Annotated in this window: 18 protein-coding genes; 9 read left to right on the top strand and 9 right to left on the bottom strand. The window is 68.0% G+C overall.

Annotated features, from left to right (window positions below; genetic code table 11):
• Positions 1 to 113: 113 nt before the first annotated feature.
• Positions 114 to 1,556, top strand: coding sequence for a phosphatase PAP2 family protein (locus tag ACYQ7X_RS14355; protein ID WP_459697740.1), 1,443 nt, complete (start codon positions 114 to 116; stop codon positions 1,554 to 1,556).
• The gene (locus ACYQ7X_RS14350; protein WP_459697739.1) at positions 1,553 to 1,834 is read left to right on the top strand and encodes a hypothetical protein; all 282 of its coding nucleotides are present in this window, start codon (positions 1,553 to 1,555) and stop codon (positions 1,832 to 1,834) included. Before ACYQ7X_RS14355 ends, ACYQ7X_RS14350 begins: the two co-directional genes overlap by 4 nt.
• A 95-nt stretch (positions 1,835 to 1,929) precedes the next feature.
• Here ACYQ7X_RS14350 and ACYQ7X_RS14345 read toward each other — a convergent pair whose 3' ends face one another.
• On the bottom strand, positions 1,930 to 2,667 hold the full coding sequence (locus tag ACYQ7X_RS14345) for a DUF1045 domain-containing protein (protein WP_459697738.1): 738 nt from the start codon (positions 2,665 to 2,667) through the stop codon (positions 1,930 to 1,932).
• Complete coding sequence (locus ACYQ7X_RS14340) at positions 2,664 to 3,821, bottom strand: alpha-D-ribose 1-methylphosphonate 5-triphosphate diphosphatase (protein WP_459697737.1); 1,158 nt, start codon at positions 3,819 to 3,821, stop codon at positions 2,664 to 2,666. The genes ACYQ7X_RS14345 and ACYQ7X_RS14340 overlap by 4 nt, the downstream gene beginning before the upstream one ends.
• A 158-nt stretch (positions 3,822 to 3,979) precedes the next feature.
• On the opposite strand from ACYQ7X_RS14340, the gene ACYQ7X_RS14335 reads away from it, so the two are divergent.
• Complete coding sequence (locus ACYQ7X_RS14335; RefSeq protein ID WP_459697736.1) at positions 3,980 to 4,801, top strand: peptidoglycan-binding protein; 822 nt, start codon at positions 3,980 to 3,982, stop codon at positions 4,799 to 4,801.
• Here ACYQ7X_RS14335 and ACYQ7X_RS14330 read toward each other — a convergent pair.
• Entirely contained in the window at positions 4,796 to 5,488 is a 693-nt protein-coding gene (locus tag ACYQ7X_RS14330; protein WP_459697735.1) for a lipid-binding SYLF domain-containing protein, read from the bottom strand. The genes ACYQ7X_RS14335 and ACYQ7X_RS14330 overlap by 6 nt on opposite strands.
• Before the next feature lie 215 nt (positions 5,489 to 5,703).
• On the opposite strand from ACYQ7X_RS14330, the gene ACYQ7X_RS14325 reads away from it, so the two are divergent.
• Complete coding sequence (locus tag ACYQ7X_RS14325) at positions 5,704 to 6,624, top strand: lysophospholipid acyltransferase family protein (RefSeq protein WP_459697734.1); 921 nt, start codon at positions 5,704 to 5,706, stop codon at positions 6,622 to 6,624.
• On the opposite strand, the gene ACYQ7X_RS14320 is transcribed toward ACYQ7X_RS14325, so the two are convergent.
• Positions 6,612 to 7,391, bottom strand: a complete 780-nt coding sequence (locus tag ACYQ7X_RS14320; protein WP_459697733.1) for a DsbA family protein — start codon at positions 7,389 to 7,391, stop codon at positions 6,612 to 6,614. The genes ACYQ7X_RS14325 and ACYQ7X_RS14320 overlap by 13 nt on opposite strands.
• A 162-nt stretch (positions 7,392 to 7,553) precedes the next feature.
• Here ACYQ7X_RS14320 and ACYQ7X_RS14315 point away from each other — a divergent pair, with 162 nt between their 5' ends.
• Positions 7,554 to 9,044, top strand: a complete 1,491-nt coding sequence (locus ACYQ7X_RS14315) for a gamma-glutamyltransferase (RefSeq protein ID WP_459697732.1) — start codon at positions 7,554 to 7,556, stop codon at positions 9,042 to 9,044.
• A gap of 127 nt (positions 9,045 to 9,171) precedes the next feature.
• Positions 9,172 to 10,347 carry a pyridoxal phosphate-dependent aminotransferase gene (locus ACYQ7X_RS14310; RefSeq protein ID WP_459697731.1) on the top strand — a complete coding sequence of 392 codons (1,176 nt, stop codon included), beginning with the start codon at positions 9,172 to 9,174 and terminating at the stop codon, positions 10,345 to 10,347.
• Between the two features lie 84 nt (positions 10,348 to 10,431).
• Here ACYQ7X_RS14310 and pstA read toward each other — a convergent pair whose 3' ends face one another.
• The 3 genes from pstA to pstS are packed head-to-tail and all read right to left on the bottom strand — an operon-like array spanning position 10,432 to position 13,466.
• Complete coding sequence (gene pstA / locus ACYQ7X_RS14305) at positions 10,432 to 11,316, bottom strand: phosphate ABC transporter permease PstA (RefSeq protein ID WP_459697730.1); 885 nt, start codon at positions 11,314 to 11,316, stop codon at positions 10,432 to 10,434.
• 13 nt (positions 11,317 to 11,329) lie between these two features.
• The gene (pstC, locus tag ACYQ7X_RS14300; protein WP_459697729.1) at positions 11,330 to 12,364 is read right to left on the bottom strand and encodes a phosphate ABC transporter permease subunit PstC; all 1,035 of its coding nucleotides are present in this window, start codon (positions 12,362 to 12,364) and stop codon (positions 11,330 to 11,332) included.
• A 4-nt stretch (positions 12,365 to 12,368) separates the two neighbouring features.
• Positions 12,369 to 13,466 carry a phosphate ABC transporter substrate-binding protein PstS gene (pstS, locus tag ACYQ7X_RS14295; RefSeq protein ID WP_459697728.1) on the bottom strand — a complete coding sequence of 366 codons (1,098 nt, stop codon included), beginning with the start codon at positions 13,464 to 13,466 and terminating at the stop codon, positions 12,369 to 12,371.
• 264 nt (positions 13,467 to 13,730) lie between these two features.
• Here pstS and ACYQ7X_RS14290 point away from each other — a divergent pair, with 264 nt between their 5' ends.
• Positions 13,731 to 15,782: a hypothetical protein gene (locus ACYQ7X_RS14290; RefSeq protein WP_459697727.1), complete on the top strand. Its 2,052-nt coding sequence runs from the start codon at positions 13,731 to 13,733 to the stop codon at positions 15,780 to 15,782.
• Between the two features lie 119 nt (positions 15,783 to 15,901).
• On the opposite strand, the gene ACYQ7X_RS14285 is transcribed toward ACYQ7X_RS14290, so the two are convergent.
• Positions 15,902 to 16,744, bottom strand: coding sequence for a hypothetical protein (locus ACYQ7X_RS14285; RefSeq protein WP_459697726.1), 843 nt, complete (start codon positions 16,742 to 16,744; stop codon positions 15,902 to 15,904).
• Between the two features lie 158 nt (positions 16,745 to 16,902).
• Positions 16,903 to 17,310 carry a helix-turn-helix domain-containing protein gene (locus ACYQ7X_RS14280; RefSeq protein ID WP_459697725.1) on the bottom strand — a complete coding sequence of 136 codons (408 nt, stop codon included), beginning with the start codon at positions 17,308 to 17,310 and terminating at the stop codon, positions 16,903 to 16,905.
• A gap of 172 nt (positions 17,311 to 17,482) precedes the next feature.
• On the opposite strand from ACYQ7X_RS14280, the gene ACYQ7X_RS14275 reads away from it, so the two are divergent.
• Together ACYQ7X_RS14275 and ACYQ7X_RS14270 are read left to right on the top strand one after the other, a co-directional pair.
• A complete protein-coding gene (locus tag ACYQ7X_RS14275; protein ID WP_459697724.1) occupies positions 17,483 to 18,019 on the top strand; it encodes a DUF6362 family protein in 537 nt (178 codons plus the stop codon).
• Positions 18,020 to 18,096: 77 nt separating this feature from the next.
• A complete protein-coding gene (locus tag ACYQ7X_RS14270; protein ID WP_459697723.1) occupies positions 18,097 to 19,347 on the top strand; it encodes a sulfotransferase family protein in 1,251 nt (416 codons plus the stop codon).
• Positions 19,348 to 19,437: the final 90 nt, after the last annotated feature.

Here is a 19,437-nt window from a genome sequence, read left to right as displayed (position 1 = left end):
TACCTCCTGCCGCAGCAGGGATTTGGCCGCTGACCGGCGCGTGTTCCGCCCCAGGTTTCGGCATGCTAGGGATTGCCCGCCCTGCCATCGGGGCCGGGCGAGAGGGATGATCCATGCACCGGAAACTGCTTCTGGCCTCTGCCTTGCTCGGCGGGGTGCTGCCCTTGCACGCCATGGCGCAGACAGCGCCCAATCTCGCGGCGATCCGCGGGCTGGCCCCGATCGAAGCCCTGCCCAATACCGCTGACGGCAAGGCCGCCCTCGGCGCGAACTTCGCAGTGACCCGCTCCATCGCGACTGGCGAGGCGGGCTTGCCCCTGCCCCTTCCCTTCCCCGAGCAGCAGCGGCAGGCGCTGCGCGATGCCTTCATCACCAGCGGCAACCTCGCAGGCATCGCCGATGGCCTCGGCACCACGCTGGACGGAGCCTATGAGGCGCGGGCGCATTACACGAGCCCCACCGCCTTCACGAACCTCTCCCCCGCCGTCCACCGCCTCATCGCTTACGCGCTTGCGCTGACGCATGCCGATGCGGGTGCCGGCAAATACTTCTTCGCCAACGGCACGCTGGACGGCAAGGACGCCGCCTCGGACGCGGCGAGCAGCCTGATGCGGGACATGCGGGCCGAGCCGGATGTTTTTGGCCGCGCCTACGGCCATCCCGCCGGCAGTGCGGGCGCCGGCCATTTCGGCAACGCGCGCCCCTTCCTGACGATCACCGGCCTGCCGCAGTTCACCGGGCACGACTATTTCAACGCCCCGGCGGACAACACGACCTATACCCGCGGCCCAATGGCGGACCTCGTGAATAGCCCGAGCTTCCCGAGCGGCCACACGACCTATGCCTTCACCGGCGCGCTGATACTCTCCCTGCTGGTGCCGGAGCGTTACCCGCAACTGATGGCCCGCGCCGCGGAATATGGTGACGACCGCATCATCCTCGGTGCCCATTATGCGATGGACGTGATCGCCGGGCGGACGCTGGCGACTTACGACATCGCGCAGCTCCTCGCCCAGCGCAGCCTCTACCTTGCGCTGCCCCTGAAAGGCGCGCCACCGCTCAAGGATATCGGCGCTGCGGTGCAAGCCGCGCGGGACGATGCCCGAACCCTGCTCGCCAGCGCTTGCGGCGGCACCATCGCCGCCTGCGCGGCAGCCGATCATGGGCGGTTCGACAATCTGGCCAGCGATGGCCTGGTCTATGCCGCGACCCTGTCCTACGGGCTGCCGGTGGTCTTTCCCAAAACGGCCATGGGAGAGGAAGATGTGGGTAAGCTGGCGCCAGAAGCGGGCTATTTGCTGACCGCGGCCTTCCCGACGCTCAGCCTCACCGTTGCCGATCAGATTCTGACCGAGACCGAGGCGCCGGGCGGCGGCTTCCTGGATAATGGCACGCCCTTCGGCGTCTATTCCCGGCTCAACCTCTTCGCCGCAGCGGAACGCGCCGAAGCCCTGACTGCCGCCCCCGCCGCCCAGACCGCCAACCCCACTCCCGCTGCTGCCGCATCCGCGCCTTTGCCTGCCCAGCGCGCCGCACCTGCCGCTGCCGCCCCATGACCGATGCGCCCGCCTCGGCCATCCCCGCGGGTGAGCGCGTGTGCGGCCGATCCTGCCCCCGCCGCTATCTCGGGCCGGGCAGCCGGCTTCGCCTTGGCCTGTTCCTGCCGGGCGTGCTTTGCCTCGGCCTCAGCGCCTGCGGCCCGCTGCCCGCGCCCCCGGCTGACACGCTCGGGCAGCAGGGGACGGACCAGGGGAGCGAGCAGGCGCCCGGCACGATCAGCACGACGCTGCACGGCCGCGCCAGCTTCTATGCCGGGGTCGGCGCCAGCAACTGAGGAGAGCGGCGGCCGCCGCAGCCCACGCCCGGCCAGAACGGTTTGGCCTTCAGGGTAGCCACGCCGCGCGCGACACTCGCTCCCTCTTGCGGGGATCAATTCTCGCGATCGTCCGCCAGCGCTTCCGCCCCGAAAGGCAGCCGTTCCCGCAAGAGAAAGGCGCTGCCCTTGGCCGCTTGCGTGAAAATCGCGAGGGAGCGGACCTGCCGTGCATGGGTGCCAAGCAGCGGCCCGAAGTGCCGCTCGGCCAGCGGGCGGAGCGCCACCTCTTCCGCCGCCGATAGGCGCCGGCTGAGGGTGATGTGGAAGCGGAAGAGCTGGAACACATGCGGATAGCCCCAGAGGCCGAGCATCGCCTCCTCCGCCCCGCTCAACCCGTGGCGCAGCCGGCGGGCCCGCTCCTCGGCCGAAAGCGGCGCGCGGAAACGATCCATCGCCGCGACCGCGAGATCGGCCAGTGCCTGCAGGGAGGCGGCTCGCTCTGCCTCACACAAGGCGAGGAAGCCGCCGAGCGAACGAAGCGCGAGCGCGGACAGCCAGAAGGGGCGGCAGGCCTGTGCCAGGGCTTCTGCCGCGGTGCGGAAGGCTGCATAGCCGCCGCAGCCCTCCGCCAGGCGGAACGGGGCCTTGAGGGTGGCATGCAGGCCGTAGCCTGCCGCCTCGTTGGTCAGATCGGCGGGAAAGCCGTGGAGTTCTGCCGGTTGCGGAATGGCCTGCCCCGTCTCCGGATCCCGCCCGAGCCAGCGCACGCCAGCCTGCCACAGCGGATCATCGGCTTCCGGCGCGTAATAGAGGGCGACCCGGTAGGGCTCACCCAGGCCGCTGCGGCTCACGCCACGCGCTCCCCGCCACGCCAGACACCGCGGAGGATCGGCAAGCCCTCATGGATGCGGAGGCGAACGAGATCGGCCCGATAGCCGGGCAAGAGCACGCCGCGATCCTGCAACCGGGCGAGGGCTGCCGGATTGCGGGTCACGAGGGCGATCGCCCGGGCGAGGCCCCACCCATCGAAGCGAGAGGCCAGCACCGCCGCCTCCAGCAGGCTCGCCGGCACATAATCCGAGGCCAGGGCATCGACCAGCCCGGCACGGAGCAAGTCCGCAACCGCGACGTTGCCGGAATGCGAGCCGCCCCGCACGAGATTGGGCGCCCCGGCGATGACCGCGAGACCCCGCGCCTTGGCGCCCTGCGCCGCGAGCGCGGACACCGGAAACTCCGCGATGCCGATCCCCGCTTCGGCGCTCGCCGCGATATCGGCGAGGGAGGCATCGTCGTGGCTGGCGAGCGGCAGGCCGCGGCCGCGCATGAGCCCGAGCACGAACTCGCGGTTCTCCTCCCGCCATCGCGCCCGGCTGGCCTGATGCTCCGCGAGCTTGCCGGCGATTTCCGCCTCCGCCAGCCCATCGCGGCGCAGCAGGGCGCGGTATTGCTCGAGATCACGCCATTGGCCGAGCCCCGGCGTATGATCCATGAGGCTGACGAAGCGCAGCCGGGGGTGATCGGCATAGGCGCGGAAGCGCTCCGCCATGTCGGGCGCGGGCAGCTCGCAGCGCAGGTGGAGGAAATGCTCCGCCTTGAGCAGCCCGGCGCCGGCGAGCGCATCCATATCCGCGACCCCATCCACCAGCGTGCGGCTCCGCTCTTCCTGGTAGCCGAGATCGCCCGCGCAGAAGGAATCGAAAACGGTGGTGATACCGGCGCCGACACATTGCGCATCATGGGAAACCATGGCCGAGCGGGAGGGCCAGCGGGCGGTGGCGCGCGGCTGGACCTGGCGCTCCAGATTGTCGGTATGCAGATCGATGAGGCCGGGGATCAGCAGATCACCGTCGAGGTTGATCACCCCGGGCAGATGGCTCGGCGTTTCCGTGATGGCGCTGATCCGCCCATCGGAGACGGCGAGGCTACCGGGGACGGTCTCGTCCGGCAGAACGAGGGTGCCGCCGGTGAAGATGAGATCGAAGCCCAAGGCTTGGCCTTTTCGCATGTCAGGCGACGGAGCCTAGAGCAGATCCCGCGCCGAGGGAATCATCCGATGCCGCGCCGCGGGAGGCGAGGCCGCCGGGCGGCCGGCTTGATTTCGATAGCGCAATAAGTTAGTAAAACTAACTAACCCTCGACCGGAACCAGACGGAGACCTTCGCCATGCTGACCATGCTCATGCTGCGCACGCTCTGGCCTCTGGCGGCGGAACGATCCCCCGCGCTGATCGAAGGGATGGTTTCCACGGCGCCGCAGGTGTTGGCCGCCCAAGGGCTCACCTCGCCCCTCAGCATCGCCCATGCCATGGCGCAGTTCAGCCATGAAACCCAGGGCGGCACGGAACTGGAGGAGAACCTGAACTATTCAGCGGCCGGGCTGATGGCGACCTGGCCGTCCCGTTTCGATGCGGTGCGCGCTGCCGCCCTCGCGCATCAGCCGGAGGCGATCGCGCGGGCTGTCTATGACGGCCGGCTCGGCAACCAGCCGGGCAGCGATGACGGCTGGCTCTATCGCGGCCGGGGTGGCGCGCAGACCAGCGGGCGGGTGAATTACCAGCGTCTCGGCGCGCGGCTCGGCCTGCCGCTGCTCAATCAGCCCGAGGCGGTGAACGAGCCTGCGCATTTCCTTGCCTGCGCCACCGGGCAGTTCATCCTCTGCGGCTGCCTGCCCTTCGCCGAGCGGGACGATCTGAACGGCGTAACCTACCACCTGAACGGCGGCTTCATCGGGCTCACGCAGCGGGCGATTTGGCTCGCTCGCTGGAAAGACGCCCTCGCCCCGGCTGTGACCGCCGCCCCTGGCACCCTCTGGCTCCAGGAGCGGCTGAACCTCTGGGGGGAAGAGCCGCCGCTGCTGCTCGACGGATGCTTCGGACCGATGACGGCCGCCGCCCTCCGCCGCTTTCAGGAGCGGCGCCATCTGCTCCCCGATGGCCGCCTTTCGGATCAGACAGTCACCGCGCTTGCCGCCCAGCCCGCCTCATAGGGTGTTGATGGCGGCGACGAGCGGCGCCGCGCCGGCATTGTGGCCGCGGCCATGGAGGAGGATCTCCGCGCTTGTCAGCGGTTGGCCGTAATAGGCCTGGTCGGCATCGGTCTGCGGCTGGACAAGGGTGCCATCCAGGCTGATGCCGGCATAGATGCCGGAGGAGGATGCCCAGACCACGACATCCGGCCCCGCATTGCTGGTGGTGGCGCCCGAGACGCTGGAGCCGAGCGTCGCCACCGCCACGCCGGCATTCGCGCCGAACTGGAACTTGTTCCGCATCAGGGCGCTCAGCGCCTTGCTGCTCATGATGAACATGATCATTTCCGATTCCTGGGCGCCGAATTGCAGCCCGAAGCTCGCCGAGGCGACGGTGTAGAAGGCTGGGCCGTTCCAGCCGCCGACGGCGCTCCGCGCCAGCATGACCGCACGGCCACCCTCACCGCCGACGAAGAAGCCGGCCTTGAAGATCCGCGGCGCAATCAAAACCGCGCGAGCGCGCGGGAAAAGCTCGCGCGCATTGCCGAACTCCTTGTCTCCCCGGAGATCCTGGAGCGTTCCAAGCGCATGATTGACGGTATCCTGCGGGCCGGTTGCCGCCTGCGCCGGGATGCTGGCCAAGCCACCGCCCGCCGCCACCATGCCGAAGCCAGCCGCCAGGGGGAAAAATTCTCTGCGCGTGACCACACAAACCTCCTCAATCGGTTATCTCTGCCGCCTCAGGTATGGCGGGAGCCCGGCTTGGCAAGTGAGAGGGGGGCGTCCGGCTTCTACGCCCGGTAGATCTGGTTTGAGCGCGGGTCGCTTGCCCGCTGCCTGCTTTGGTCCGATTTAACCAGCCGACAGATGATGCCACAAAGTTCACGTCGGAACGGCCGACCGGAGAGAAGACGAGGAGCCGCATGGGCGCTGCTCTGGATTACGTGGAAGGGGCGGCCTTCGCCGCCATGACCAGATTGCTGCGACGGATGAGCCCGGCGCGGGCCTCCGACCTCGGCGGCCAACTTGCCGCGACGCTTGGGATGCGCCTGCCGGTCAGCCATGTCGCCTATGCCAATCTGGAGCAGGCGATGCCAGGGCTGGATGCGGCGGAGCGGCGGGAGATCGTGCGCTCGGTTTGGGAAAATATCGGCCGCACGGCAGGCGAACTGCCGCATCTCGCCAAATTCGAACGGACCGACCGCGGCCCGGGATGGGAGATCAGGGGTGAGGAGATCCTGCGCGCGCTTGCGGCGGAGGGCGGCCCCGCGATCTTCTTCTCCGGCCATATCGGCAATTGGGAAATGTTGCCCGTGATCCTTTCGCGCATCGGCATTCCGATGGCGAGCTTCTATCGGGCGTTGCGCAACCGGCGCGTCAATGACGCCGTCAATCAGCTGCGCCGGCAGGCCGCGGGCCAGGCGCTGCCGCTCTTCCCCAAGGGCGCGCAGGGCGCGCGCGGCGCGCTGGCGCATCTCGCCGATGGCGGCTTCCTCGGCATGCTGGTGGACCAGAAGATGAATGACGGCATTCCGGTGCGCTTCTTTGGCAGCCCGGCGATGACCGCACCCGCCCTCGGCGCCCTCGCCCTGCGGTTCCGCTGCCCGGTGGTGCCAGGGCGCATTCGCAGGATTGGGCCCGCCCGCTTCCGCCTCGAGGTCGCCCCACCCCTGCCGCTCCCCGAGAGCGGCGACCGGCAGGCCGATATCGCCGCGCTGATGCTGCGGGTGAACCAGACGCTGGAAGGCTGGATCCGCGAGGAGCCGGGGTCATGGCTCTGGCTGCATCGCCGCTGGCCCAAGGGCGCAGCGGGGCAGGAAAGCGGCGCCGTTCAACCCGCCTGAGCCACCAGCTTCTTAAGATCGTCAAGGCTCACCGCCCCCGGCACAAGCTGCGCGCCGACGATGATCGCCGGCGTGCCGGTGACGCCGAGCGCCTGGGCCAAGGCATCGTTATCCCGCAACTGGCCGGCGATCGCCGGATCCCGCATGTCGCGCAGCAGCCGATCGCCATCCATGCCAAGCGTGCGGGCGAGCGCGCGAAGGCGCTCCTGCGTCGGCGGCAGCGTGCTCGTCATCAGCGCCTGCTGCATGGCCACGTATTTGCCCTGCCGCTTGGCCGCGAGCAGCGCCTTCGCCTCCACCACGCTATCCGGGCCGAGAATCGGGATATCCTTGAAGATCACCCGCACCTGCGGATCCTGCTTCACGAGATCGTAGAATTCCGGCCGCATCTCCCGGCAATAGGGGCAGCGCGTGTCGTAGAATTCGACAACCGCGACGGGCGCCGCCGGGTTGCCGATCTCGGGGTCCGCCGCCGTGTGGAAAAGAACCTCGCGCGAGGCCGCGATCGCCTGGCTTTGCGCGCTCGCCTGCCGTTGCTGATCATCGGCCTGCAGCGTGGCGATCGCCTGGCGCAGGATCGAGGGATCGGTGATCAGCTCCTGCCGAATGAGGCTGACGACCTCGGCGCGCTGCTTGGGCGAGAGCGCGGGGCCCGAGGCCTGCGGGCTGGACTGGCCGCCGACCACCGCCTGGGCCGAGGCGGGGGCGGGGAGGACCGCGACGAGGCCAGCCAGAAGCGGCAGGAAAGCAAGGCAACGTGGCAGCATGAGAGGCACTTTCGGTTGCGACCGGCAGCCCGGCATCGCCCATCCGCGGGCGCATCCGGTTGCCGATGCCGGGGAAGCCGTTTATGGCACCTTTGCAGACTTGGTATCAATTCGGCGCAAGGGCCCGGCTGCGAGGGCTTGCGCCCGCGCGCGGACAAGATGATGGCATTTCCCTCGGCCTCGCTCACCCGGCTTTCCAAGGCAACGACGCTGCTGCGTTCGACGGCGACGCTCGCTTCGCTGGCCCTCGTGCTGAGCGGCTGCGGCCTGCTTTCGAACAAGCTGCCCGGGGCGGGGCCGAACCCGAACGACGCCCCGCCCCCTGGAATCGCCAAGGCCAACTGGTCCGGCGTCGTGGTCGCCGATGAGCCGATCGCGGCCGAGATCGGACGGGATATCCTCGCGGCCGGCGGCACGGCGGCCGACGCCGCGGTTGCCGTGGGCTTCGCCCTCTCGGTCACGCTCCCATCCCGCGCCTCCCTCGGCGGCGGCGGCGCCTGCCTCGCCTATTCGCCCTTCGTGAAAACCAATGGCATCGCAACGCCGCAGGCCTTCGTCTTCCTGCCGCAGGCCGCGGCTTCCGGCGGGGTGCGGCCGACCACGGTGCCGATGACGGCGCGCGGCCTGCTGCTCATGCAGGCAGTCTATGGCTATACGCCGATCCAGCAGCTCATCGGCCCGGCGCAGCGGCTCGCGGCCCTCGGCGTGCCGGTCTCGAAGGCGCTGGCGCAGGATCTCGCCGTCGTCGCAGGGCCGCTGCTGGCCGACCCCGCAGCCCGCGCGGTCTTCGGCAATCCTGCCGGCGGACCGCTGATGGCGGGCCAGACGATGACCCAGCCAGACCTCGCCCGCACCCTCGACATCCTGCGCACACAAGGCGTGCCGCAGCTTTACGACGGGCCGCTCGCCCAGCAGCTGGCCTCCGCCGCGACTGCCATCGGCAGCCCCATCAGCTTGACCGAGCTGGGCCGCGCCATCCCGCATGAGGAAGCGCCGCTGATGGTGCATGACGGCGGCAACGTGGTGACCTTCCTGCCGCCGCCGGCGGATGGCGGCCTTGCCGCTGCCGCCGCCTTCAACCAGCTCCGCCACCACCCGACCGACATCGCCGCCGCCAATGCCGCCGCCCTCGCGGTTGCCACCGCCTACCGGGCGGGGGTGGATGCGGCCGATCCGAGCGCCCTTCTGAAGGACCCCAACCTGCCGGGCGGGCACCTGCCGCCGCTCGCCGCCTCCACCTCCTTCGTGACGATGGACGGCTCCGGCGGCGCGGTCGCCTGCAGCCTGACGATGAACAATCTCTTCGGCAATGGCCGGATCGCGCCCGGCACGGGGATCCTGCTCGGCGCATCGCCCAACCGCGGGCAGGCGCCCCTGCTCTCCGCCGCCTTGATCTGGAACAAGCCGACCAACGCCTTCCGCGCCGCGATCGGCGGATCGGGGCAGGAGGGCGCGCCGCTCGCCGTCGGCATGACGGCGGCCGATGCGCTGCGCGACCGTGGCAAGTATTTCGGCACGACCGTGCCCGACCCTGGCCGCATCAACGCGATCAGCTGCCCGGCCCGTGTGCCGGGGGATATCCACAGCTGCAGCTGGATCACCGATCCGCGCGGTGCGGGCGCCGCCATCGGCCACATCGCCGCGCCGCGCTGAGCGGGAGCCGGCCGCGCGCACTGGAACGAACGAAGGCGGGCATGTCCGCCACCATCCGCAAGGTAGGCACTCTCCGCACCGCGAGACCGCGCGGAGGGTGCCCGAGACGCGGCAGACGGAGCCGAGCATGGCGTTGAAACGCGGGCGGGGGAGCGACATCCCCCCTTTCCATGTGATGGACGTGATCGCCGCGGCGAATGCCCATGCAGCCAGCCTCAAGCCGCATGATCCGCCGGTGATCCGCATGGAGGTCGGCCAGCCCGCCCTTGGCGCGCCGGAGCGCGCGGTGGCGGCCGCGGCGGCGGCTTTAGCCTCGGGCCACGCGCTGGGCTATACCGAAGCCTTCGGACTGCCAAGCCTGCGGCGACGCATCGGCGCGCATTACGCGGACTGGTATGGTGCAGCGATCGACCCTCAGCGGATCGCCGTGACAATGGGCGCATCCGGCGCTTTCCCGCTGGCCTTCCTCTCGGCCTTCGATCCGGGAGACGCGGTGGCGCTGGCCGCGCCCTATTACCCACCCTACGTTAATATCCTCACCGCCCTCGGCATGCGGCCGGTCATTCTGGAAGCCAGCGCCGAGACGCGGTTTCAGCCGACCGTGGCCATGCTGGAAGCCCTGGAGCCGAGGCCGGCCGGCCTTATCGTGGCGAGCCCCTGCAACCCGGCGGGCACCATGCTACAGGCGGAGGAGCTGGCGGCAATCGCCCGCTGGTGCGATGCCGAGGGTGTGCGCCTCGTCAGCGATGAAATCTACCACGGGCTGAATTTCGAGACCGCACCCAGCACTGCCGCCGCCTTCAGCCCCTCCGCGATCGTCATCAACAGCTTCTCCAAGTATTTTTCGATGACCGGTTGGCGTGTCGGCTGGATGGTGCTGCCGGACGATCTCATCCGCCCGGCCGAGCGGCTGGCGCAGAACCTCTTCATCAGCGCGCCGCATATCGCCCAGGTCGCGGCTGAAGCCGCCTTCGATTGTCACGCCGAGTTGCAGGCGCGCCGCGCGGGCTATCGCCGGGCGCGCGACCTGCTGCTGGAGGCCTTGCCACGCGCCGGCTTCACCCGCCTCAGCCCGGCCGAAGGCGCCTTCTACCTCTATGCCGATATCAGCGATTGCGGCGAGGCGAGCCCAGCCTTTTGCGAGCGCATGCTGCGCGAGATCAGCATCGCGGCGACACCGGGGATCGATTTTGATCCAGGGCGCGGTGGGGATTTCGTGCGCTTCAGCTATTGCGGGGGTGAGGAAGCGGTGGCGGAGGCCGCGCAGCGCATCCTCCGCTGGAGGCATCCGCCGCGGCTTTGACGTGCCCATGATCGGCCGGGCCGCGACCGACCGGGCCGCGATCGGCTAGGCCGCCCGGCGATGAGACGGCAGGCGCCGCCCGGCTTAGCCCGCGCGGACGCGGAGCATGGCGCGCGCCGCGAGATTGATGGCGAGCACGGTCATCATCACCAGGAAGGCCGCGGCGAAAGCCAAGGCATGGGCCGAGGCGAAAGGCTGGTTGATGAAGCTCCAGATCACATAAGTAAGGTAGGCGATCGGCTCATGCGTCAGCTTGCCGCCCCAAACGTAGTTGGACCAGCCGGCGGTGTAGATGAGCGGCGCGGTTTCACCGACCGAAATGGCGAGCGAGAGCAGGATCGCCGTCGTGATCCCAGGGAACGCCACCGGCAGCAGCACGCGGAACATGACCTTGCGGTCATTCGCGCCGAGGGCATAGGCCGCTTCACGCATCGAAACCGGGATCTGCCGCAGCACGAGTTCCGTCATCTTCGCCATATAGGGCAGGACCATGATGGCGAGCGTGATCGACGCGGCGAGGACCGAGAACTGCCATCCGAGCCAGATCACCATCGTCACGTAGGAGAAATAGCCGAGCACGATGGAGGGCACGCCGGTCAGCACATCCGCGAGAAAGCGGACGAGAAACCCGTATCGGCCATTGCCGAATTCCGCCAGATACATCCCGGCGCCGACCCCCACAGGCACACCAAAGATGAGCGCGCCGACGGACAGCACCAGCGTGCCGGTGATGGCGTTGAGCAGACCGCCGCTGACCCCGGTGGTGACGCTGGTGAGGAGGTGCGGCGAGAGAGCCGAGAGCCCGCGGACCAGAACCAGCAGGATGATATCGGCAAGCGGCACTGCGACGAGCAGGAAGCAGATCGTGCAGAAGGCCCAGCCGAGATTGCTGCGCAGCCGCCGCCCGGAGACCGGGCGCTTGCGCGTCTCGCGTTGCGAAAAGGTCGAAACCCGGGCCGAAGCTGCCATGATGCTTGCCCCTTCAGCCGCGCCCGCGCACGCCGGAGCGCACGAGCAGACGGGCGATGATATTCACGATGACGGTAATCACGAAGAGCACGATGGCGATCTCCGCGAGCGACTGCACGGCGAGACCCGTCTGGTCCTGCTCGGCGCTATCCAGTTGGGAGACGATGAAGGAGGCCATGGTGCTGATCGGCGTCATCAGCGTCTTCGGCAGGTAGTTGAGGGCGCCACCCGAGACCATGAGCACGGCCATCGTCTCGCCCAAGGCGCGGCCGAGACCGAGAATGACCGCGCCGATCACCGCCGGGCGGACCATCGGCAGCATGGTGAAGAAGACCATCTCGAACTTGGTGGTGCCGAGCGCGTAGGCGGCTTCCTTCGCCTCCTTCGGAATACGGGTCAGCGCATCGTAAACGGTGACGGTGATGACCGGGATCACCATGAGCGCCAGGACGAGGGATGAAGCCAGCAGGCCGAAGCCGCTGCCGCCCTTCGCCGCGAAGAAGGGAATGAAGAAGAAGATGGTGGCGATCACCGGGGAGATCACCTTGGCCACCAGAGGCACGAGCACGATGATACCCCAGAGGCCATAGACCACGCTCGGCACCACCGCGAGCAGTTCGACGACGATCGCGAAGGGCGTGCGCAGGGCGGGGAAGACGCCCTCCGAGAGGAAGATCGCGATACCGAGGCTGACCGGCACGGCGACCAGAAGGGCGATGAAGGAACTTGCCAAGGTGCCGGCGATGAAGACCAGGGCGCCGTAGCTCGCGCCGACCGGCGCCAGCACGCCGTTGATTTCGACCGGATCGGCATAAAGGTTGCCGATGTCCCATGTCTGGTTCAACAGGAAGCCGATCCCGTTGAATTTGATGGCCGGCCAGGCATAGACGAGCAGGAAGATCAGAACCGATGCGATGGCGAGCGGAATGATGCCCGCCAGAGCGACCAGAACGTAACGGAAAAGGGCGGAGTTGCTCCGCCCCCCCTTCGCCTTGCCCACCGGCCGGCCGACGCCGGCTGATGGGATCTGTGCGAGGCCTTGGCTCATCAGATCAGGCGGAGATCTTGGCGATCCGGGCCTTGCTCTGAGCGCGGATCTTCTCGGGCAGCGGCACGAAGTTCACCTGGCTCATGAAAGCCTCGGTGCTGCCGCCATTCGCGTCGATCGCCCAATCGAGGAGCTTCTTGATCGCCATCGCCATCGCCTTGCTCGGCTGCTTCTCATTCACGATCGCATATTCGTAGTTGATGATCGGATAAGCAAGGTCGCCGTCGGCGAAGATCAGGCTGATGCGCTGGTCCGGCGGGGTCTGGTCGGCAAGCGCCGAAGCCGCGGCCAGGATGGTCTGCGGATTGGGCAGAACGAACTTGCCAGCCTTGTTGCCGACCTTGGCGATGCCGAGCTTCGCATCACCCACCTGCTTCTCGAAGCTCACGCCGACATAGGAGACCGAGTAGGGGTTCTGCGCCGTCGCCTGCACCATGCCGGGGTTGCCGATGGCGCCGATACCACCCGAGACGGACGGCCAGCTGATCGTGGTGCCGTAGGCGACCGTCTTGGCCCATTCCGGCGTGGACTTCGACAGATACTGGGAGAAGATGAAGGTATCGCCCGAGCCATCCGTCCGGTGGATCGGCAGGATCTTGTGGGCGGGGAGGTTTACGCCCGGGTTGAGCGCGGCGATCGCCTTGTCGTTCCACATGGTGATCTTGCCGCTGTAGATGCCCGCGAGAACCGGACCGTTGATGTTCAGGTTCTGGTCGTTCAGGCCCGGCAGGTTATAGACGATGTTCTGCGCCGAGATGGCGAGCGGGATGTTCATCATCGTCGGGTTCTTCTTGACCTGCGGCCCGGCCATGTAAGCATCCGAGGCGCCGATCTGCGCGATGCCGGCGATCGCCTGGGCGATGCCGGTGCCGCTGCCGGTGCTCTGCGTGGTGATGCGCACGCCCGGATTCTTCTTCGTGTAGGTCTCAACCCAGAGGTTGAAGAGCGGGTAAAGCAGGCTGGAACCGGTCTCGAGAATGGTGACTTCCGCCGCCTCGGCAGAGCGAAGGACGCCAGGGACCGCGAGGCCAAGGGCCGCGAGGCTGGCGGATTTGAGGAACTGAGCGCGGGTCACCCGCGGAAGAAGGATATCGTCCGACATGTCAATCTCCAAGCCTGATGGATGCGGCCGATCGGCACCGCTTGTCTGGAGAGCCGTTTAGGCGTGGTTTGTGGCAAGGGGAATGCCATGGCGATTGCACTTTGATGACATCCGCAACCGCGACGCCTGAGGCCGGCCGGGCCGATCCCCCGCCGCTGGCGGATAAAATGATGGCATTGAACGACTTACGGCGCTAAGCCGCGTGCGACCAGCGGCGCTTCGGCTGGTCCGCCCGCCGCCGCCCGCGGCGCCGATGAAGGACCGATGATGCTGCCAGACCTCGCGCCCCATCCGATTGCCCGCTTCCCGCACCAGCCGGAACTGAAACTGCTCTGCGCCGAGCACGCCATCGGCATCGAAGCGGACAGTGAGCGGCCGTTCGTTCTGCGGGAGGGACGCATCGTGCTCGGACGCCCGAGCCTCGACGGACGGGCGGAAGCGCTGTTTCATCTGCGCCACGCGATCGAACTGGCCTGGCTGGCGCCGCTGGCCGAGCCGCCGCTCGCCGGGCTTGCTGCGGCGCGTGCCGCAGCCCTCGCCATCGCGCTCGAAACCTATGGCGCGGCGGGGGCAACCGTGCCCGGCTGGATCGCCCCCCTGACCGGCTACGGGCCGCCCGATCTCAGCACCGCGCGGCGGATCTGGGCCAAGCTCGCGGCGCATCAGCCGGAGGCTGGCGACAGCCCGCTCGGGGCGGAGGCCCATGCCCGCCTCGCCGCCGCCTGGCCGCTGCTGGGGCCGGCCGAGTGGCTGATGGAGCAGGGTGGGGATGCGCGGCTCGGCATCGATCCGTTCACCGGCCTTAACGGCTATGGCTGTAGCCACCGCCCACGCCCCTGGGCGGTGACATTCGCCTCCTCGACCGCTTCATCCTGCTCCGAACGCGGCTATCTCGGCGCTGAGGCGGCAAGGCGAGACCTCGTCGCGGCAAGCCTCGCGGGCTCGGTTCATGCGGCCATCGGCGCCCAGGCGGAGGCGGTGCGCGCGGGCCTCGCGCGGGCTTTCGACCTGCCGGAGGGGACCGGCATCCTGCTCGCGCCTTCAGGCACGGATGCCGAACTCTTCGCCCTCGCCCTGGTGGAGGCGACCGAGGACCGGCCGGTAACGAACATCCTCCTGGCACCGGAAGAGACCGGCAGCGGCGTGCCGCTCGCCGCCCGCGGGCGGCACTTCGCCGCCGATACGGCGCGCGGCGTGCCGGTGGAAAAGGGCGAGGTGGTGGCCGGCTACCGTGGCGATACCACGCTCGCCAACATCGCCGTGCGCGGAGCCGACGGCGCGGTCCGGCCCGAACAGGCGATCGATGCCGATTGCCTGCAGGCGGTCGCCGAAGCGGTCGCCGCGGGCCGGCGCCCGGTGCTGCACCTGCTCGACGTTTCCAAGACCGGGCTGAGGGCACCGAGCACGACATGCGCCATGACGCTCGCCACCCAGCACGGCGCCAGGATGGACGTGCTGGTGGATGCCTGCCAGGCCCGGCTCCACCCCGGCACCATTCAGGATTATCTCGCCCGCGGCTGGATGGTGGCCATCACCGGTTCGAAATTCTTTACCGGTCCGCCCTTCGCCGGCGCCCTGCTGGTGCCCGAGGAGAAGATGCGCCGGCTGCGCGGCGTGCCGCTGGCGGAAGGGCTCGCGCTCTATTGCGGGCCGGCCGATTGGCCGGCAGACGCACCGCAGCCGCGGCGCCCAGCCGCCGAGGCGGAGGCGGAACTGCTGCCCGGCAATGTCGGCCTGCTCATGCGCTGGCAGGCGGCCATCGCCGAAATGCGGGCCTTCGCGGCGGTGCCGGCTGAACGCCGCCGGCACATCCTGCACCGCTTCGTCCGCCATGTTGAAGCCTCCATCGCCACGACGCCGGGCCTCGTCTCGGTGAGCCCGCATGGCCTGACCGAGGATGCCGGTGCCTGGGATCTGACGACGACCATCCGCTGCTTCGCGCTGCGCCGCACATCGGGCGGCATCAGCCAATTTCTCGACCTCGCCGAGGCCCGCAAGGTCTATATCTGGCTCAACGCCGATCTGACGGAGGCCCTGGGAACCAAGGTTTCGCCGGCCGAACGGCCGATTCTCGCCCGACGCTGCCATATCGGCCAGCCTGTCGCCATCACCCTCGAAGGCCAGGCCGCGGCGGCGCTCCGGGTTTCGGCCGGGGCGCGGCTGGTATCGGGCGAGCCCTCGCTCGCCCATCTCGATGGAGATGAGCGGCTGGAACAGGAACTGCGCGATGTCTCCCTGCTCTTCGCCAAGGTCGGGCTCATCCTCGCGCATATGGACTGGCTGACCGAGGCCAACCCGCGGCCGACCTACGCGTGAATGTCTGCGCGCGCGGTGCATTCCTGACGAAAAAAGAGGGGGAAGCATGATGCTTCCCCCTCTCGCATAGGCAACCGAAGCGTGAGATGCCGGGCCAAGCGGCCCGGCAGCCCTGGCGATCAGAAAACCGTGTGATTGACGCCAACCAGCGTGATCTTCGTCCCGTCGTTCAGCGTGATCACATCGCCCAGCGCGCCGACCTGCTCGGTGGGGAGATTGGCCGCCGAATAGCCGTAGCCGCCGAAGCCGATATTATCGGAGCTGTTGAAGCCATAGATGTATTCGCTTCCGCCAGCATGCCCCTTGATGAAGAGGAAGACATCCGACCCATTTCCCGCGACATAGGACGTGCCCGAACCACCGACCACGGTAGCCGCGCCGGCGCCCAGATTGGCGATCAGGGTGCCGGAATTGCCGAGCGGGTTGGTGGAGACGACGTTGCCGCCCGCGCTCTGGCGAAGATCGGCCGAAGTGACACCGGTGCCGCCGGCGACAAGATTGTTCCTGCCCGTCACGGTCATGACCGAAACGCCCGAGCCGCCGACCAGCGTGCTGTTGCCACCCGTCACCGTGCCGAGGAAGCCACCAGAACCGCCAACGACGGAGCTGTTGGCGCCGGACACCGAGAACTGGGTGAGACCGCTCGAAGCGCCGAAGAGGGTGCTCGCCCCGCTGCTGGCCGCGATCGTATCATTCGCGGCGGCGAAGACCCTCGTATTGCCGCTGGTCACGATCCGGTTGCCACCGGCAGACGTATCGGCGACCGCGCTCGCGCCCGAGACGGAAACCGTCGTCCCGCTGCCAGAGATGATGACCGGCCCGGAGGTGGAGATGGAACCACTCCCGGTAACGTTGGTGTAGGTGGTACCGGAGGAAAAAGCGCTGGAGAAAGCGGGGCCAGCCCCGCTCGTCGTGAATTGAGTGGGCGTAGTACCCCCACTCACCGTCGTGAACCCACTCATCCTATGTATCCCCTGCTTGGCAGCCGTGAATTTCAGGGCGCATCTGCTGCGCCCCCGGGCAACCAGCTAGCGGGCAGGGTGCTTACAAAAGGTTAACCGCGACAACATTTGCCGGCCGCTCGCGGAATTCTCATCGGCGCTGCCGCCGGCGGAATTCCTCAGCTTTGCGAAAGGTCTCTCGGCTTGCCAAGCAAGCTGCGCGCGAAGCGCAGAACCTCGGCCCGCCCGCCCTCACGCAGCTGCCGGTACAGATTAAGGAGCGCGCGCTCATCGGCGGTTTCGGCCGCCGCCGGGCCCTGGCTTTCGCCCGTCAGCAGATAGCCGACTGACACGCCAAGGACGGCCGCCACCCGCGCAAGGTTGGCGCGAATCTGCCCCGTTCGGTCCGTCTCCCACTGGGCGATGGCGCTCCGCGAGACACCGATCCGCCGCGCCAGCTCTTCCTGCGTCCAGGAGAGAGAGCGCCGCGTTTCCCGAATACGCGCAGCGACTCCGCCGAGATCCGCCGCGGCATCCGCCCCTTCCAGCCATTGATGAGGCCCTTCGATCGGCATTCCCGCTTCCATGGCTCGAATTCTATTGCCTAACGGTGTTAGTTATAATAACAAACTCATACCGCTTGCCGCGGGGAGCGCCGCGCCGAGCAAGCCTAGCGGAGCGCCCTGCCTTTTCTCAAGCAGCATTCGGTCCGTGGCACGGCCACCCCCTCCCCCACCTCTCCATTGCCGAGGCTCCTCGATGCTCAACGCCGCCACCGCCAAGCCCATCCACGGCCGCCACAGCGCACGCGCCAAGCCGCGCCCTCTGCCCCCGGAATATGAGAGCCTCATCGCGTGCCTCGAAGAAGCCGGGTCCACCCTGCTTTCCCTGCCGCCGAGCGGATTCTCGCCCCGGCTTCGCACCTCCTCACTACCCATGCTGCGTGAAGCGACGGAAGCCTATGGCTGGCAGCCGGCGGAAATCCGCCCGCCCATGCCCTCAGCCGCGCGGATCAGCCGAATGGACCGGGCGATGAGCTATATCTCCCTTATTCCGCAGGATCGCTACGTACTCCGCCGTATCGTCGGGTGCCGGGCGCTCGTCCACCCGATCACGGGGCGGCACGTCTATTCCTGGCGGCGGCTCGGCGAGGCACTCGGTGCGGATCACAAGGCGGTGCAACGCTGGCACGCGGAGGGTATCCGCATCATCATCTTCGCACTTCGCCGACAAGCCCTGGCTGAAACTGGCCTCTCCGCCCCCGGCCTCACGGGGATGACCGATATGCGGCCCTGACCCTACCCTGCTCGCTTGACCGCATGTTGAGGGGCCGGTAGCACGGTTCGGGCTGCTACTAAGGATACTGCACAACGGTGACCCTCGCCACCCATGCGCTTTCATTAGCGGACTGGACCTCGCGGCTGACAGGACTGGGGCGGCGCCCGTTCGAGGCGCCCGCCCTGCTCGCGGCCGCGCTGCAAGGCGCCGATGCGGAGAGTTTCGGCCCCGACTTCGGCCCCGCGCAGTTCATGGAGGGCCTCGTCGCCCTGCTGAGTGCACTTGAGAACGAGGCGGACCTCTCCTTCTTCGGTCGCCTCGCGGTGCGGTTCGATACCATCCGCTGCCTGCGCAACCTCCTCCGGCTACAGCAAGAAGAGATGCGCGCGCCCGGGATCGTGACGACAGCGATCCGCCGGCCGTTGATCGTGACCGGACTGCCGCGCAGCGGCACGACCTTCCTGCACCGCCTGCTCGACTGCGATCCCCGCACCCGCAGCCCCAGCGTGTGGCAGACGCTCGCCCCCTACCCGCCACCGCATGGGCGGGATGACCGCGTGCGCCGTGCGGAGCGCGACCTGCGCGTCTTTGCCCGCGTCGCCCCAGGCTTTCGGGACGTGCATCCGCTCACCGCGCGCATGCCGCAGGAATGCACCGAAATCACCGCGCAGGTCTTCCAGTCCCTGCGATACGATACGACCTTCCGCATACCGAGCTATCTCGCCTGGCAGGATCAGCACGGGCACAGCTTCGCCTATCGCTTCCACAAGCGCTTTCTGCAGCATCTTCAGCATCAGAGCGGCGACGATCCGGACGCGGTGCAGTGGGTTCTGAAGTGCCCCGACCACGTCTTCGCCCTGGATGCGATCCGCCGCACCTATCCGGATGCGCGCATCGTCTTCGTCCACCGCGATCCGCTCAAGGTTCTGCCCTCGGTCGCGAAGCTTACGGAGATTCTGCGCCAGCCCTTCACCCGCGCCCAGAACAAGCCGGAAATCGGCGCCCAGGTGACCGGGCGCTGGCATCAGGGGGTGGAAGCGATGATGCAGGCAGCCGACGCGGGAGGTGCGACCTCGGACAGCGGTCTCTCGATTTGCCATATCCAGTATCGGGACCTCACGGCTGACCCTCTCGGCACCATTCAGCGGATGTACCATCATTTCGACATGGATTTGAACGCCGATGCGACAGCCGCCATCGCACAAGAGATGAGCCGGGCCGAACGCGGCGGCTACGGGCGGAACGTCTATCGCTTCTCCGATCATGGGCTGGACGCGACGCGCGAGCGACGCTTCTTCTCCTCTTATATGAAACGATTCGCGGTTTCCGAGGAAATCGCTGTTTAATTTTTCGTTCCGATTTCGTAAATTTTTGCTGGACAGGCGCCCCAGCTTTCCCTATAAGAATTTATATGATGGTTCGTTGCGTCGCTGACG

The organism is Acidisoma sp. C75 (genome assembly GCF_054665095.1).
The sequence above is the reverse complement of the archived record's forward strand: the minus strand, read 5'-3'. Positions and strand labels throughout refer to the sequence as shown.

Coding starts and splice junctions, on each gene's coding strand:
- ACYQ7X_RS14355 (WP_459697740.1), top strand. CDS start 114: ATGCACCGGAAACTGCTTCTGGCCTCTGCCTTGCTCGGCGGGGTGCTG.
- ACYQ7X_RS14350 (WP_459697739.1), top strand. CDS start 1,553: ATGACCGATGCGCCCGCCTCGGCCATCCCCGCGGGTGAGCGCGTGTGC.
- ACYQ7X_RS14340 (WP_459697737.1), bottom strand. CDS start 3,821: ATGCGAAAAGGCCAAGCCTTGGGCTTCGATCTCATCTTCACCGGCGGC.
- ACYQ7X_RS14335 (WP_459697736.1), top strand. CDS start 3,980: ATGCTGACCATGCTCATGCTGCGCACGCTCTGGCCTCTGGCGGCGGAA.
- ACYQ7X_RS14325 (WP_459697734.1), top strand. CDS start 5,704: ATGGGCGCTGCTCTGGATTACGTGGAAGGGGCGGCCTTCGCCGCCATG.
- ACYQ7X_RS14320 (WP_459697733.1), bottom strand. CDS start 7,391: ATGCTGCCACGTTGCCTTGCTTTCCTGCCGCTTCTGGCTGGCCTCGTC.
- ACYQ7X_RS14315 (WP_459697732.1), top strand. CDS start 7,554: ATGGCATTTCCCTCGGCCTCGCTCACCCGGCTTTCCAAGGCAACGACG.
- ACYQ7X_RS14310 (WP_459697731.1), top strand. CDS start 9,172: ATGGCGTTGAAACGCGGGCGGGGGAGCGACATCCCCCCTTTCCATGTG.
- pstA (WP_459697730.1), bottom strand. CDS start 11,316: ATGGCAGCTTCGGCCCGGGTTTCGACCTTTTCGCAACGCGAGACGCGC.
- pstC (WP_459697729.1), bottom strand. CDS start 12,364: ATGAGCCAAGGCCTCGCACAGATCCCATCAGCCGGCGTCGGCCGGCCG.
- pstS (WP_459697728.1), bottom strand. CDS start 13,466: ATGTCGGACGATATCCTTCTTCCGCGGGTGACCCGCGCTCAGTTCCTC.
- ACYQ7X_RS14290 (WP_459697727.1), top strand. CDS start 13,731: ATGATGCTGCCAGACCTCGCGCCCCATCCGATTGCCCGCTTCCCGCAC.
- ACYQ7X_RS14285 (WP_459697726.1), bottom strand. CDS start 16,744: ATGAGTGGGTTCACGACGGTGAGTGGGGGTACTACGCCCACTCAATTC.
- ACYQ7X_RS14280 (WP_459697725.1), bottom strand. CDS start 17,310: ATGGAAGCGGGAATGCCGATCGAAGGGCCTCATCAATGGCTGGAAGGG.
- ACYQ7X_RS14275 (WP_459697724.1), top strand. CDS start 17,483: ATGCTCAACGCCGCCACCGCCAAGCCCATCCACGGCCGCCACAGCGCA.